Origin of the sequence: Pseudomonas sp. SJZ131, from assembly GCF_007828705.1 — a bacterium.
Classification (GTDB): Bacteria; Pseudomonadota; Gammaproteobacteria; order Pseudomonadales; family Pseudomonadaceae; genus Aquipseudomonas; species Aquipseudomonas prosekii.
On record NZ_VIVC01000003.1, the window covers coordinates 219,943 to 235,162 of the forward strand.

General features: G+C 62.9%; 10 protein-coding genes. All 10 read right to left on the reverse strand.

The features are described from left to right. Window positions 1-16: 16 nt before the first annotated feature. Window positions 17-928 carry a malonate decarboxylase subunit epsilon gene (gene mdcH / locus FBY12_RS15160; protein ID WP_145253604.1) on the reverse strand — a complete coding sequence of 304 codons (912 nt, stop codon included), beginning with the start codon at window positions 926-928 and terminating at the stop codon, window positions 17-19. Continuing rightward, entirely contained in the window at window positions 925-1,545 is a 621-nt protein-coding gene (locus FBY12_RS15165; protein ID WP_145253607.1) for a malonate decarboxylase holo-ACP synthase, read from the reverse strand. The genes mdcH and FBY12_RS15165 overlap by 4 nt, the downstream gene beginning before the upstream one ends. Next, window positions 1,539-2,327 carry a biotin-independent malonate decarboxylase subunit gamma gene (mdcE, locus tag FBY12_RS15170; protein WP_145253610.1) on the reverse strand — a complete coding sequence of 263 codons (789 nt, stop codon included), beginning with the start codon at window positions 2,325-2,327 and terminating at the stop codon, window positions 1,539-1,541. Before mdcE ends, FBY12_RS15165 begins: the two co-directional genes overlap by 7 nt. After that, complete coding sequence (locus FBY12_RS15175; RefSeq protein WP_145253613.1) at window positions 2,324-3,166, reverse strand: biotin-independent malonate decarboxylase subunit beta; 843 nt, start codon at window positions 3,164-3,166, stop codon at window positions 2,324-2,326. The genes mdcE and FBY12_RS15175 overlap by 4 nt, the downstream gene beginning before the upstream one ends. Further along, a complete protein-coding gene (locus tag FBY12_RS15180) occupies window positions 3,159-3,458 on the reverse strand; it encodes a malonate decarboxylase subunit delta (protein WP_054044377.1) in 300 nt (99 codons plus the stop codon). The genes FBY12_RS15175 and FBY12_RS15180 overlap by 8 nt, the downstream gene beginning before the upstream one ends. Beyond that, window positions 3,458-4,309, reverse strand: a complete 852-nt coding sequence (locus FBY12_RS15185; protein ID WP_145253616.1) for a triphosphoribosyl-dephospho-CoA synthase — start codon at window positions 4,307-4,309, stop codon at window positions 3,458-3,460. The genes FBY12_RS15180 and FBY12_RS15185 overlap by 1 nt, the downstream gene beginning before the upstream one ends. Further along, window positions 4,310-5,980, reverse strand: coding sequence for a malonate decarboxylase subunit alpha (mdcA, locus tag FBY12_RS15190; protein WP_145253620.1), 1,671 nt, complete (start codon window positions 5,978-5,980; stop codon window positions 4,310-4,312). It abuts the gene before it with no gap. A gap of 687 nt (window positions 5,981-6,667) precedes the next feature. Further along, window positions 6,668-7,123 carry a chemotaxis protein CheW gene (locus tag FBY12_RS15195; RefSeq protein ID WP_145253624.1) on the reverse strand — a complete coding sequence of 152 codons (456 nt, stop codon included), beginning with the start codon at window positions 7,121-7,123 and terminating at the stop codon, window positions 6,668-6,670. Then, window positions 7,116-13,085 carry an Hpt domain-containing protein gene (locus FBY12_RS15200; RefSeq protein ID WP_145253627.1) on the reverse strand — a complete coding sequence of 1,990 codons (5,970 nt, stop codon included), beginning with the start codon at window positions 13,083-13,085 and terminating at the stop codon, window positions 7,116-7,118. Before FBY12_RS15200 ends, FBY12_RS15195 begins: the two co-directional genes overlap by 8 nt. 38 nt (window positions 13,086-13,123) lie before the next feature. After that, window positions 13,124-15,181, reverse strand: a complete 2,058-nt coding sequence (locus FBY12_RS15205; protein ID WP_145253631.1) for a methyl-accepting chemotaxis protein — start codon at window positions 15,179-15,181, stop codon at window positions 13,124-13,126. Window positions 15,182-15,220 lie beyond the last annotated feature (39 nt).

Genomic DNA, 15,220 nt, shown 5'->3' on the forward strand with positions numbered 1-15,220 from the left:
GCCTGAGTCGGGTGATCTAGAGTTGGCGGCTTCCCTCCTCACGCAACAGCGCGTGCAAGGTGTCGAGCCGCGCACCGTCGAAGGCGATCACGCTGCCCTGCTCGAACACCCGGCGCGCCAGCCCGGTCAGCACGGCACCGGGCGGCAGTTCGATCTGCAGCCGCACGCCGCGCTCGTAAGCGCTTTGCACCGTGCCGCGCCAATCGACGACGCGGCACATGTTGAACGCGAGGTCGTCGCGCAAGGCTTCGACATTGCTGATCGGCCGGGCGCGGCTGCCGCTCAGGTAGCCCGTCGCCGGGGTTTGCAAACGCACCTTGGCGAAGGCTTCGGCAAGGGTTTGCGCCGGCGCATCCAGCAGCGGGCAGTGCGACGGCACGCTGACGGCCAAGCGTTTAGCCAACCCCGCGCCGCGTTGTCTGGCCAACTGCGCCACGGCGTTCATCGCCTCGTCGCTGCCAGCAATCACCACTTGGTTATCGGCGTTGATATTGGCCAGATACACCGGCGTTTCGTTGCGGTGAACCTGCGCCAGCAGCGTTTCGACGGTGGATAAATCCAGGCCGATGATCGCGGTCATGCCGTAGCCCTGTGGATAAGCTTGCTGCATCAACTCGCCGCGCAGGCTGACCAGATGCAGCGCGTCGCTGAAGCTCAGGGCTCCGGCAACCACGGCTGCCGGATAGGCGCCGATGGACAATCCCGCGACATAATCTGCGGACATCGCCAGTTGCCGTGCAGCCGCGACACCCGCGATCAGCAGGCAAAGCTGAACCGCCCTCGTCGACCGCAACGCATCGGCAGAATCCAGCTGCAAGACGTCTTCGCCGAGTACTTCACTCGCCTCATTCACCGTTTCCAAAGGCAACCGATGGAGCATGCCCGGCTGCTGCGCGCCCTGACCGGGGAACACCAGCAAACTGCTCACGCCGCTTGCTCCTGAGGGTTCCACGGATCCATCACCAGACAGGCCTGATGAGCGTTTTTCAGCAGGACGCGGCGCGCTGGCCCGGCCCACTCGCGCAGGGCGACGGCGCCTAAGGGCGTCTGCAATTGCATATCCACTTGGCAGGCGGCAGTGTCGAAAATCTTCACCAGTGCCTGAGCCTGGGCGCGGCTCAGCGGTTGCGGCGTGCGCAGAATCAAATCAAGATCGCTGCGCTCATGCAGCGCTTGAACACCGCTGGCCAACTCAAACCCGGCGCTGCCGGTGATGCCCCAGACAAAACCACAGCTATCGAGCATCGGCCGAAGCTGATTTAACGCACGCAACGCCGGCAAATCCCGATCAATCAGGACGTGGCAGAGGTCTTCCGGTTTGACCCGACGCTGAATCGCTTCGACCGCCATCAGCGTGGCAAAACGCTGCTCACGCAACGGCCCGCGCACGCCGACGGCAATCTGACCCGGCGCGCACAACGCCCGCCGCACCACCACCGGTTGGCAAGCGCCAATCGACTCAATCGCCCATAACGGCGCGTCCGCTGGCAACTGCTCCGGGGTCATGCCCCAGAGCAAGTCGTGAGCCAGAAACGTATTCACCACTGCGCTCTCAGCAGTTCACGCACCTTGCTCGACGCCGCGCGGTTGCTGGCGCCCAAGCGGCTGCTCAGGTCGCGGCCCTTCGCGGCGACATCGCTGATCGCCTGATTCAGGCATTCAGTCACGCGGGCCAGATCTTGCGCCGTCGGTTGCTCAATCTGCTCCACCGACAAGGTTTCCCAGAGCAGACCGAGGCTGGCGTAACTTTCGATGTCATAGGCCATCGGCGGCACGCTGGCGGCCAGCGCTTCGAGTTCCTCGACACTGCGCAAGGTCACCCGCGCCGCCGAAGCCTTGCCCATCGCGTGGACCATGACGCCCGGATCGCGCAGGGCAATCAGCCGGTTGGCTTGATAACCATGGGCTAGAAATGCGCCGGACATTGCTTTGCCTACCAGCAAACCGATCACTGCGTGGCCGGCCAGTCGAGCGCGGGCATAACTGTCCGCCGCACCGGCCAACGCCTGATGAATCCCGAGCGCCTCTTCGCGGCGACCGTAGGCTTGGCTCGGAACATCGACGATGGCGATCAAAGCGCGCTTCTGCGATTTGTCACTGTCGGCCGCAATAACTTCATCCACGGCTTTGGCCAAACCCCAACCTTCAAGCAACCCAACCTCGCCATTACGGGCACGGGCGAAGCGGTTGTCGGGATCGGTCACCACAGCGATAAATCGCACCGGTTGGTCGCCCAAAACACCGTCGGCGACTTTCAGCGAGGCGGGCAAACCTTCAACAGGTTTGGCGCCGCTGCTCAAAGCGTTAAACCAGTTCAAACCTCTCATGAGCGCTCTCCTTGATACAGATCGCGAACCACTGAAGGTTCGATTTGCGGTTCAGCATCCAGCCGCGCCAAACGCTGCAGGAACAACTCGGATTGCTGGCTACGTTGCTGCGCCGGCAGACCTTGCTTGAGCAACTCACTGACCTGCTGCTGAATCTGCGCCACATCATCGGCGACATAACGATCCGCCAAACCGCTGGCAAACCGCTGCTCGCCACCGGTCAGGCTCCAGATAAACGGGCGATCCCGCGAGTCGTATTCCTCAAGCCCGGCTTCCTGCTCGATCACTTGCGGACCATTCAAGCCAAGCCGCGCCTCCTGGGTCACCAGCAAATAACTGCACAACCCGGCCGCAATCGACATCCCGCCAAAGCAACCGACACTGCCGGCCACCACGCCAATCACCGGTTGGTGCTGGCGCAGGTCGACAATCGCCGCGTGAATATCGGCAATCGCCGCGAGCCCGAGGTTGGCTTCCTGCAACCGCACGCCGCCGGTTTCCAGCAACAGCACGGCGCGGGTTGGAATGCCTTTGCGGTTGTCTTCGGCGGCCAGTTCGAGCGCACCGGCTATCTTCGCGCCGCCGACTTCGCCGAGGCTGCCGCCCTGAAACGCGCCTTCAATCGCGGCGATCACCACGGGCAATCCACCGATGCTGCCCTTGGCGATCACCACGCCGTCATCGGCTTGCGGCACCACGCCTTGGCGCGACAGCCATGGCGACATGATTCGCTGAAACGGGTCGAGCAATTCGCGAAAGGTCCCGGCATCGAGCAAGGCTTTCGCCCGTTGCCGCGCGCCGAGTTCGACGAAGCTGTGTTTGTTTAGGAGATCAGTCATGGCCAATCTCCTCAAAGCCTTGTTCCAGACGCAGGCGCACCACGCCTGGGGTCGCGCCGAAGTCATGGATATCGATGGCCATCGCTGGCGGCGTCTGCCCGTCAAACATCCGCGCAAACAGGTGCTGCCAGCGTTGTTCGGCACCGTTGACCGAGGTCTGTACCTGGATCGTCAGTTTGCCGGCCTGCCCCGGTTCGATCAGCACTTCCAGATCGCCCGAGCCGACACAGCCCACCAGCGTCCGCCCGCGTGGCGGCTGCCCGGCGGGGAATTCAAAGGATAAGGTTTCCATCAGAAAGCTCCGGACTCGATACGGTCGATGAACAGGCAAGCGGCGAGCAAGTCGGCAGCGCCGCCGGGCGAGGCGTTCAACGCGATTAATTGTTGGTCCAGCTCATGCAAACGCCGACGCCCGCCAAGGCTGGCACTGCCGCCCGCGTCGAGCACGGCTTGGGCGCCGAGTTGCATGGTTTGCAGGCCGGTTTCGCCGGCGCGGTAGAGCACGCAGGTGTCGGCCAGTCGGGTCATGATCGCCAGCAAGGCGTCGAGGCGCGCGTTCTGCTCGCCGTGGCCGAGCGCGCGGCTGCGTTTGAGTCGCGGCAATGCGCGTTGCAACACCGCCGGAAAACCAAGCTGCGCTTCTTCACGGGCACCGCGTGCGCCGTAGCGCTGGGCGACTTGGGCGCCGTGGCTGAGTGGGCGTGGGGCGTAGCGGTCGTCGAGCAAAGCCAAACGTGCGGCGCACAGAGAGACGGCGCTGGCGGTTGTGTTTTCCAGTGCGGCGGCGGCGACCAACAGGCCCAACGCCCAAATCGCCCCGCGATGAGTATTCACACCGTTGGTGGTGGCGAGCATCGCTTGCTCCCCTTCCCGGCCAATCCGCCCAAGGGCTTCGCGCAGTGGTAAGCCGACTTCGCCAAACTCGATAGCGGCTTCCGCCATTTCCTTGAACGCCGGCCACAACGACAGCGCCGAAGCGTGCATCAGCCCGAGGTGCAAATCGGTATGGGCGCCGTTGCCGCGACGGTCAACCAGTGCCGGTTTCGGCGACAGGTCCGCTTCGTCGATCAGCGCGTCGACCGCCAGATCCGCCAGCCGATCAGCCAGTGTCAGCGGTTTGGATTGCAGATTAAGTGCGTGCATTTACCAACTCCTGAACTTGGCGGGCGGGTTGTAGAGGCCGCCGGACCACTCGACCAGATCAGCCACACTTTTCGCCGCGAGCAATTCGCGGGTGGCGTCGGTGCGGCGGATGCCGAGGTCTTCGGGCAAGGCGATCAAGCCTTCGCGGCGCATGCGCGCGGTGTCTTTCGGGTTGTGGCGCAGGCCGATGGCGGTGACGCCGGCGACTGCGGCAATCATGGCTTGGCGCTCTTCCAGCGAGCGCGCCTTGTACAGATAGGCGATGCCTTCTTCGGTCAGCAGGTGAGTGACGTCGTCGCCGTAGATCATGATCGGCGCCAGCGGCATGCCGCTTTTACGCGCGACTTCGACCGCGTCGAGGGTTTCGACGAAGGTCGGTTTGCCGCCCTCCTGGAACGTCTCGACCATTTGCACCACGAGTTTTTTACCGCGTTCAAGCAAGGCTTCCGGCGCATCGTGGTGGCGCATGTCGAGCCAGGCTGGCGTGCCGTGGCGGCGACCGCGCGGGTCGTGGCCCATGTTCGGCGCGCCACCGAAACCGGCGAGGCGTCCGCGAGTCACGGTAGAGGAATGGCCGTCGCCATCGACTTGCAGGGTCGCGCCAATGAACAGATCCACCGCGTATTGCCCGGCGAGTTGGCAGAACATCCGGTTGGAACGCAGCGAGCCGTCGCGCCCGGTGAAGAACACGTCCGGCCGGGCGGCGATGTAGTTTTCCATCCCGAGTTCGGTCCCGAAACAATGCACGCTTTCGACCCAGCCGCTTTCAATCGCCGGGATCAGCGTCGGGTGCGGATTGAGCGTCCAGTTGCGGCAGATTTTGCCTTTGAGGCCGAGGGATTCGCCGTAGGTCGGCAGGATCAATTCGATGGCGGCGGTGTTGAAACCGATGCCGTGGTTCAGCGACTGCACGTTGTGTTTTTCGTAGATCCCGCGAATCGCCATCATCGCCATCAACACGTGGACAGGCTTGATGTGGCGCGGGTCGCGGGTGAACAGCGGCTCGATGTAGAACGGCTTGTCCGCCACCACCACGAAGTCGACCCAGGACGCGGGGATATCAACGCGAGGCAGATCGCTGACGTCGTCGACCAATTGGTTGACCTGGACGATGACGATGCCGTCGCTGAAGGCGGCTGGTTCGATGAGCGCTGGAGTGTCTTCAGTGCTCGGGCCGGTGTAGATGTTGCCGGCACGGTCGGCCATGAAACCGGCCGAGAGCACGACGTTGGGGATCAGGTCCACCACCAGTCGCGCATAGAGTTCGATGTAAGTGTGGATCGCGCCGATTTCCAGCAGGCCGTCTTCGAGCAACTGGCTGATGCGCAGGCTCTGGGTGCCGGCGAAGGAGAAATCGAGCTTGCGAGCGATGCCGCGTTCGAACAGGTCGAGGTGCTCGGAACGGCCGACGCTGGGCATGATCATGTGCAGGTCGTGGAGCTTGGCGGGATCAGCCTTGGCCAGCGAGCGCGAGAGGAAATCCGCCTGCTTCTGGTTATTGCCTTCGAGCACCACGCGGTCGCCGGGCAGGATCAACGCCTCCAGCGCCGCGACGATTTTGTCGGTGGGCAGGACCACACCGTCGGCCAAACCTTTCACCAACTCAAGCCGCCGCTGCTTCTCGCTGCGCCGCCGCGTCCATCGCGCGTTGGGGGAAATTGTTGTTGTCATGACCACTCCACGGGGTTCGCTGTCGTGGGAGCCACCTTAGGAGGGTTGGGTGCGGGGCATCAATCAAGCAGAGTGTTGGATTGTTACGGTTAGGGTAATGGTTGATCTCAGAGACTTGGAGTGTCAGTTAAAATCACCCCTCACCCTAACCCTCTCCCCAGAGGGGCGAGGGGACTGACCGTGTTGTTCTTGGAGCTACATCGACCTGAACGATCGAGCCGAACTCAGGATTTGAAAAGCGCAGCCGTATAGATCTGAATGTCCGGATCGAACTGGGGATTCGAAAGGCGCAGCCGTATAGATCTGAATGTCCGGGTCGAACTGAGGATTCGAAAGGCGCAGCCATATAGACCTGAATGTCCGGGTCGAACTCAGGATTTGAAAAGCGTGGAGATCTGCTCCCTTTCCCCCTCTCCCCTTTGGGGAGAGGGCTGGGGTGAGGGGTGGATTTCGGATACGCCTGGTTTTTATGTTCAAACACCCATCCCCATCGACCAGCCCCAAAAAAGGACCGATCAGCCCCTTTTTGGAACTCTTCAACCCCTCCCAGCCAAATGGAATTTGTGTTTAAAAGTTGCGCCACAGGAGGGGTGAGCGGCTACGTGGTCTGGCGCCGTTGCCTACAGCAATGCGGGAAGCCTCTGAAGATTTGCTGTCCATCAGCGCCATTCCAGCATGGCGATCCGGTCAGACCAGATCGGCGTTCACCAGCAGTTCTTCCAGCGCCAACAAATCCGGCACCTTCGCCACTTGTTCCCCAATCTGCACCGCCGCTTGTTCCAGCGGACACAACGGCACATCCACATAGCTCAACTGACTATCGAGCTTGTAAGACCGAGGAATCCCCTGCACCAGCAACGCAATAAACTTCAACTCCGGCCGCCCGCCGAGGGCATTGAGGATGACGATTCTCACGCGTTCGCCGATCACCACTTTGCTGCCGCACGCCGACTCGAAACTCAGCAACGGAATCTGCCGGTCCCGCCACGTCACCAGCCCCAGATACCACGGCGGTGTGTCGAGGTCGAACGCCGCCGGTTGATAGTCGATCAACTCGGCGACCGCGACGTTGGGCAGGATCAAATTGCGATCCGCCAATGGCAGCAACAGCCCGGTGAGGTTGCTGGTGCGATGTTCATGCATGGGTTTTGCTCCACAGCGCGATGCTTTCGAGCAGCACGGTTTCCTGATACGGCTTGCCGAGGTAGTCGTTGACGCCGATGGCCATCGCGCGGTCGCGGTGTTTTTGGCCGGTGCGCGAGGTGATCATGATGATCGGCAAGTGCTGCAGACGTTCGTCGGCGCGCACTTGGGTGGCGACTTCGAAGCCGTCCATGCGCGGCATTTCGATGTCCAGCAACATCACGTCGGGCACGTGATCTTCGAGCAGCAGCATGGCGTCGACGCCGTCCTTGGCGGTCAGCACGTTCATGCCATGGCGTTCGAGCAAACGGCTGGTGACCTTGCGCACCGTCACCGAGTCGTCCACCACCAACACCAATAGCGGTTTATGCGGCTCAGCTTCGGTTTCGTGGGTCAGCGGCCGTTGCGGGACGCGCGTCTGCATGGCGCGGATCGGCGCGAGCAAATCGATGATCAGCACCACCCGCCCGTCACCCAGAATCGTCGCCCCGGACAAGCCCTGCACCGCCGCGAATTGCGCGCCGAGGCTCTTCACCACAATCTCCCGCGTGCCCGCCATCGAGTCCACTTGCACGGCGATGTGCCGCTCGTTGCATTGCACCAGCAACACCGGCAACGGCAGGCTCTGGCCCAACAGTTTCGGGCGTGTGCTGGTTTTCAGCAGTTCGCCGAGGTAGCACAGTTCATAGTCCTGCCCGGCGTATTTGTAGGTCGGCGGATCGAGTCGGTAATGCCCTTCGAGTTCGCTGGGCAGCACGCGAACGATGCCGTCGATGGTGTTCAGCGGGATCGCGTATTGATCCTCACCGCACTGCACCATCAGCGCGCGGTTGACCGACACGGTGAACGGCAGCCGAATGCGGAAGTGCACACCCTGCCCCGGCACCGAGTCGATGACCATGCTGCCGCCGAGCTGCCGCACTTCCTCGTGAACCACGTCCATGCCGACGCCGCGCCCGGAAATCTGGGTGATTTTCTCGGCAGTGGAAAACCCCGGTTGCAGGATGAATTGCAGCACGTCGCGGTCGCTGATATCGCTGTCCGGCGCGAGCAAACCGCGCTTGATAGCCTTGCGCCGCACCGCATCCAGCGGCACACCGGCGCCGTCGTCGCGGATGTCGAAAATGATGTCGCCGCCCTCGCGCGCCAGGTCCAGGGTTATCCGCCCCTGCGCCGGTTTGCCCGCCGCGAGCCGCACTTCGGCGGACTCCAAACCGTGATCCACGGCGTTACGCAGCATGTGTTCGAGCGGTGCGGCCATGCGTTCCAGCACGTTGCGATCCATCTCGCCCTCGGCGTTGCCGACCACGAATTCCACGTCCTTGCCCAACTCGCTGGAGACCTGACGGACGATCCGCTTCAAGCGCGGCAGCATTCGTTCGAACGGCACCATACGCGTGCGCATCAGGCCTTCCTGCAGTTCGGTGTTGATCCGGCCCTGCTGTTGCAGCAGGTTGTCGGCGTCCTGGTTGCGCCGGTCGAGGGTTTCCTTGAGGTCGAGCAAGTCCGAAGCGGACTCGAACAACGCGCGCGACAGTTGCTGCAATTGCGAATGACGGTCCATTTCCAGCGGATCGAATTCTTCGTAACCGAGGCGCTCGGCCTCGACTTGCTGGCGACTGAGAATCCGCCCCTGGGTTTCGCTGTCGATCCGCCGCAACTGATCGCGCATGCGCTCGATGGTGGTTTCCATCTCGTTCAGCGCGACGCGCGCATCGTTGACCTGTTGCTCGATGCGGCCACGGAAGATCGACGTTTCGCCGGCCAGATTGACCAGATCGTCGAGCAATTCGGCCGAGACCTTGACCATATCGGCGCCCGCATCCGGCGCCGGCGCTTCGGGTTTTACCACGATCGGCGCGGCTGTCGGCACGCTGACCGGCGCTACCACCGGCGCCACGACCGGAGCAATGACTGGAGCAACGACCGGCGCTGGCGGCTCAGCCTGATGGCTGAAGTTTTTGATCGCCTCGATCAACCGGTCTGCGGGCGGACACGCTTGCCCGGCGCGGATCGCGTCGAGCATTTGCGCCAAGCGGTCCTGGCTGCTTTGCAGCAAGGTAAACAGCGCCGCCGTCGGTTGCAGCAGGCCCGCCGACAAGCCTTCGTAGAGGAATTCCAGTTCATGCGCCAAGTCACCAATCGGCGCGATTTCGACCATCCGCGCGCCGCCCTTCAGCGTGTGCAGATCGCGCAGCAGGGTTTCCACTTCCTGGCGATTGGACGGCTCGGCCTGCCAGCGCAGCAACGCCGCGCCGGAGTTTTCGATGATGTCGAAACCTTCTTCGAGGAAGATCTCCAGCAGCTCCGGGTCATGTCCGGGCGAATCCATCGCGGCGGGCGGTTCTGCTGTTTCGACGCCGCTCGAATGGCTTTGGCGGAACTGCCGAATCGCTTCGATCACTTCCTCGGGATCGCCCATCGGTTGCTGCTGTTGCAGTTGCTCAAGCAGCAACGCCAAGCGGTCATGACTGGTTTGCAGCAACTGCGCCAGCGCTGCGCTGTGGTTGTAGCGGCGGTCGACCAGGCCTTCGTAAAGGTTTTCCAATTCGTGCGCGAGGTCACCGACCGCCTCGACTTCGGCCATTCGCGCGCCACCCTTGAGCGTGTGCAAATCGCGCTGCAAGGATGACAGCGGCGCCGCGTTTTCCGGGTCGCCGAGCCAGCGCTGCAAGGCCTGGCCGGCGCTTTCGAGAATATCCGCAGCTTCTTCGAGGAAGATCGCAACGATTTCGTCGTCGTGCTCGATTTGCGTCGCGGTGTGCGACAGCTCGGCGGTGGCGTTGCCGAGTTCGCGAATGCTCAACGTGCGGCTGCCGTCGCTGCGAATCAGGCCCATGGCCGACGGGTCGAGGCTGGTATCGAGTAAACCGCGCAAGGCCTGAACGCGCGCCGGTTGTGGGCTGACTTCCTGGCCGGCGGCCAGTTCGTCGAGCATGTTGATCAGCGCTTCATGGGCACTTTGCGCCTCATGAAAAAAGCCGTCGCTGACCGCCAGGCTGCTCTCTTCCACCGCGCCATACAGGTCGAGCAAGGCTTCGCAGAGTTCGTCCACCGGATGCAGATCGGCGAGATGCGCGCCTTCGCCGAGGGTGGTCAATTCGTCGAGCAACGCGCTGAGTTCCTGGCGCTCGCCGGGGTGTTCTTGCCAGCGGCGCAGCAGGCTTTCGGCGTCGAGCAGGATGTCCATGCCCTGGGCGAGAAAGTTGTTGATCAGTTGCGGATCGCGCTTGACCCGCAAGCCACGGTTCGGCGCGCTGAGCAGCGCTTCGAGGCGCTCATCGAACAACGCGTGCGTGCGCTCGATCAACGAGCGCGCGCCAGGAATCTGCGCCAACGGATCCGTCTTGAGTTGGCGCAAACCGAGGCGGAACAAGCCTTCGGCCTCCAGCAACAATTCAACTTCGTCGAGGTCCAGCGCGATTAAATGCGCCTTATATTCACGCGCCAGTTGGTCGAGCGGCCCGGCGAGTTCGGCAATCGGCAACACGCCGGCCATCGACGCGCTGCCCTTGAGCGTGTGCAGTGCGCGCTGCAATTCATCGCTGGCCTGCAACGGCACGTGCTCGGCGGCTTGATCGAGGAAGCGGTTGAGGCTGGCGAGGTGGGTTTCAGCCTCGTTGCGGAAGATCTCCAGCAGCAACGGATCCAGCGCCGCGACATCTTGGCTGTCTTCATCGGCCAGCGGTGCATCGCCCTTGGCCAAGGCATGTGCGCGCGCGGCCAAACGGTCGACATCGGTGCGCTGACGTTGCGCGTTGGCGGCGAATTCGCTGATCAGTTCGGGCAGCAATTGCAGCGCATCGCCGAGCAATTGCTCAACCGCCGGGCCGGGCGCGACGCTGTGTTCGAGCACGCGATTGAGCAGGTTTTCCACGGCCCAGGCCAGTTCGCCGAGGACCAGCGCGCGGACCATGCGGCCACTGCCCTTCAACGTGTGGAAGGCCCGGCGCAGTTCGCTCAAGGCCGGTTTGTCGGCGGTGTCGGCCGCCCAGCGCGGCAGGTATTCGCGCAGCACGTCGAGGACTTCGTCGGTCTCTTCGAGGAACACTTCGCGCAGCTCATCGTCCACCGGTTCTTCGCCAGCGGGCGGCGGCAACAGGCTGCCGGGGGTGTTCAGCGCGGGTGGGTTGACCGCCGACAGCGGGCTCGCGAGCATCTGCGCCAGCGACTGCGCGGCGGTGGGGTCGTCGATCTGCTGCAGGTCTTGCAGCGCCTGCGCGTCATCGGCACCGAGCACGTCTTCGAGCAGCGGCACATCTGGCCCCGGCCGACGTTTTTCGCTGGGGAAAAACCCGAGCAACGCCAGACCGTTTTCGCCGACATCCAGCAACTGTTCGTCCGACGCTTGCGGGTCGTCGCTCAGGCGTTCGAGGTAATACTCGATGCTGGTGATGACATCGGCGAGGTGGTCGAGTTGCTGCCAGCCGGGGTGGTCGGTGTCGACCAGCAGGTGCTCGCGGATGAAGTCGTTGCAGGCCTCGATCAGGCTCGCGGCGCGGTTCAGCGGAATCATCGCCAGCGCGCCCCGCACCTGCGTGAGCAAATCCGGCAGCGGTTGCAGTTGCGCGCGGTCCCAGTCGGCGTCGATGTAGTCGACGATGATGTCTTTGGCTTGTTGCAGGCAAATCCGCGCTTCACGGATGACAATCTGGTGAATCTGCGTCAGGTCGGTGGTCGGCAGACGGCTGTCTTCCTCGCTCTCCGGCTCGACGGTGCCGACCATTCCGGCCAGCGTCGCTTCGACGTAAAGCAAGGCGCCGGCGACGTCCATCAGGATCGCGTCGTCGGGTTCGCGCTGGCCCTGGACCAGGCTCAACACCACGGCCAATTGGTCGATGATGACTTTGCGCGGCTGGCCAAAACCGAGCACCGCCAGGGTGTCGGCGATTTGCCGCAGCGGCGCCAGCAGGCTGTCGAGGTCGGAAGTGTGCTGGCGGTCGCTGCGCACGAACAGGTCGAGGCGTTCCTTGACCCGCACCAACTCTTCGCACAGCGCGGCGAGCACCGAGCGCATCGCGTCGCGGTCAGGCCCGGCGAGGCGCGTGCGTTCTTCGTCGAGCATCGCGCTGTCGGGCAACGCATCGTCCAGTCCGTAGCGATCTTTCATGGTCAGCATCTGCCCGGTGGGGTGTTCGGCTTTGGCAATGTAGAACAGTAAACTTTTCAACAGCTCCGGCGGCGGCGCCTGATTGATGCCGCGCCAGCCCTGTTCCAGCAAGCGTTTGAGTTCTTTGTCGGCGTCCCTGAACAGGCTGCGCAGCGCCGGGCTGTTGGCAATCGAACCGTTGCGCAGGCCCTCGACCAGCGCCGAAGCAACTTGCCACAACGGGCTCAGCGGCGCCTCGGCGCACAGCGTTTGCAGGCGCGCAAAAACCTTGCTCAGGTCGTCCAGAGGCGTCTCGTTGTCTTGCTCGCGAAGCAGACCGAGCAGCGCCAATTGCAGCGTTTGGCGCAATTCGCGCAGCACTTCGGCAAAATTTGCTGGCGCCAGCTGCGCCAGCTCATCCTCATCCAGCGCCGGCAGGTCCGACAATTGCGGGCTGAACAGGCTGGTTTCCGACAACAGGCTTTCACCGCGCGCGCTGCGCAAATCATTGATCAGCGGCAGCACCACCAGCGGCAAATCACGCCGCGCGCCTTGCACCCGGTCGAGGTAAATCGGCAACTGGCCGAGCGCCTGGCGTAACAGGTGAATGGCTTCCTCGCGACGATTGATGCGGTTGTGTTGCAAGGCTGCGGTCAGTTGTTCCATTTCTTCGGCGAGCAGCGCCGCGCCGTAGAATTCGACCATCTGCAAACTGCCGTGAACCTGATGGATGCACGCCAGGCAAGCGTCCAGCGCTTGCGTCGCCTGCGGGTCATCGAGCAACACTTCCAGTGCCTGATGCGCCTGCTTCAGCGTTTCGGCAATCTCGCCTTTGACCCACTCGAGGGCCACATAGTCGTGCCGATCACCCATAACCACTCCGATCTGTTCTGCTTACGCCCGCAGGCGTTTCAAGCGTTGTCCGTGGCCGGTCTGGGCTCGGCCGGCAAGGTGAAACCCGACACCGACCGGCGCAATTGACTGGCCATTTTCGCCAGGTTGCCGATGCTCTCGGCGGTCGCCGTGGAGCCCGACGAGGTCTGCGAGGTGATCTGCTGGATCACGTTCATGGTCAGGGAAATCTGCCCGGCCGACGACGTCTGTTGCTGCGCCGCGTTGGAAATGCTCTGGATCAGCGCCGCGAGGGTTTTCGAAACCCCTTCGATCTCTTCCAGCGCCACCCCGGCATCCTGCGCCAGCCGCGCGCCACGCACCACTTCGGTGGTGGTCTGCTCCATCGAAATCACCGCTTCATTGGTGTCAGTCTGGATCGCCCGCACCAGCGTTTCAATTTGTCGGGTCGCCGCCGACGAGCGCTCGGCCAGGCGCTGCACTTCATCGGCGACCACGGCAAACCCGCGCCCGGCATCACCGGCCATCGAGGCCTGGATCGCCGCGTTGAGCGCAAGGATGTTGGTCTGGTCGGCAATGTCGTCGATCAGGCTGACGATGTCGCCGATTTCCTGCGACGACTCGCCCAACCGCTTGATGCGTTTGGCGGTGTCCTGAATCTGTTCGCGAATGTTGTCCATGCCGTGGATGGTGTTGTGCACCACCTCGTTGCCCTTGTTGGCGATTTCCACCGACCGCTCGGCCACCGCAGAGGATTCGGCGGCGTTGGCCGAGACCTGATCGATCGATTGCGCCATGTCGTTGATCGCTGTGGAGGCTTCGCTGATCTGTTGCGCCTGATGCTCGGAAGCCTGCGCCAGATGCATCGCGGTGGCCTGTGTTTCCTGCACCGCAGCAGCGACTTGCCCGGCGGTGAGGTTGATGGTCGCCACCAGATCGCGCAGTTGGTCGACGGAATAGTTGATCGAGTCGGCGATGGTCCCGGTGAAGTCTTCGGTGACCGAGGCGGTAACGGTCAGGTCGCCGTCGGCGAGGTCTTCGATCTCGTCGAGCAAACGCATGATCGCGTTCTGGTTGCGCTCGTTTTTCTCGGCGGTTTCCTGCAACTGGCGGTTGGTTTCCCGAACCATCACCAAGCCGATGAGGATGATCGACATCAGCGCCAACAGGCCCAATACATAACCGCCGATGGTGTCGGTGTCGCGCCCGCCGGCAAGGTTTTCGAAACCGCTGGCGAGGTGCGAGGCTTCGTCGAGCAGGGTTTGCGAGAGGGTGAAAATACTGGTGGCGGCTTCGCGAACCTTGAACAGTTCGGGCGAGGTTTCGAGGATTTCATCCACCGAGCCGGAGACGAATTCGAACAGCTCGGAGATTTCCGTCAGGCGCGCGCGGGCGTCCTTGTCTTCCACCTGGCTGACGCGCAGCGCCGGGTCGCCCTGCAACATGCCGTTGAGCACCTGGCCGAAACGCGCGGCATCGCGGCCAAAAGCGTCGGCGGCTTGCTGCGAATTTTCGTCACCGGACAATACCGTGTTGACCGCGCCGAGGATGCGTTCGGCCAGCAGCGACTGACGTTGGGCCATGGCCACTTGTGCAGCCGGGGCGCCGCGTTGCAGGAGGATTTCGACGACTTTTTCGTACTCGACCTGCAACTGCGGCACGGTTTCGGCCAGGGTCGCGGCGACCTGGTGCAGCGACAATACGGTTTGTTCGCTGGAGAGAATCGCGTCGGTGTTTTTCAGCAAGTGCTCCCAGTCCAGCTGCACCGCGCGCATTTGCGGGCGCACGATGGACGGCGCGGGCGGCAGGCCGGTATTCGGGTCGCCCTTCTTCAGGTAACCCCAGCGCTGGGCGAAGTCGTTGCGCGCATCGCTGAGCAATTTGAACGCGGGCGCCTTGCCGGCGGCGGCTTCGGTGGCGTTCTTGGCGATGCGTTGCGACAACACGCGCAGCTCACCGGCGTGGCCGATGTACTGTTTGTCGTAGGTGGCCTGGGTGTTGAGGTAAGCGAAGTTGGCGAACAGCAGCATGATGAAGATGATCAGCGCGATGAACAGCACGATGATCTGCGAACGACTGCGCGACCCTTCTGGCTTGCCTGTTTTTGCTTTTGTCATCGGTCCTCGCCCGTAGTGCCCAATTCAACCCGTCCTTGT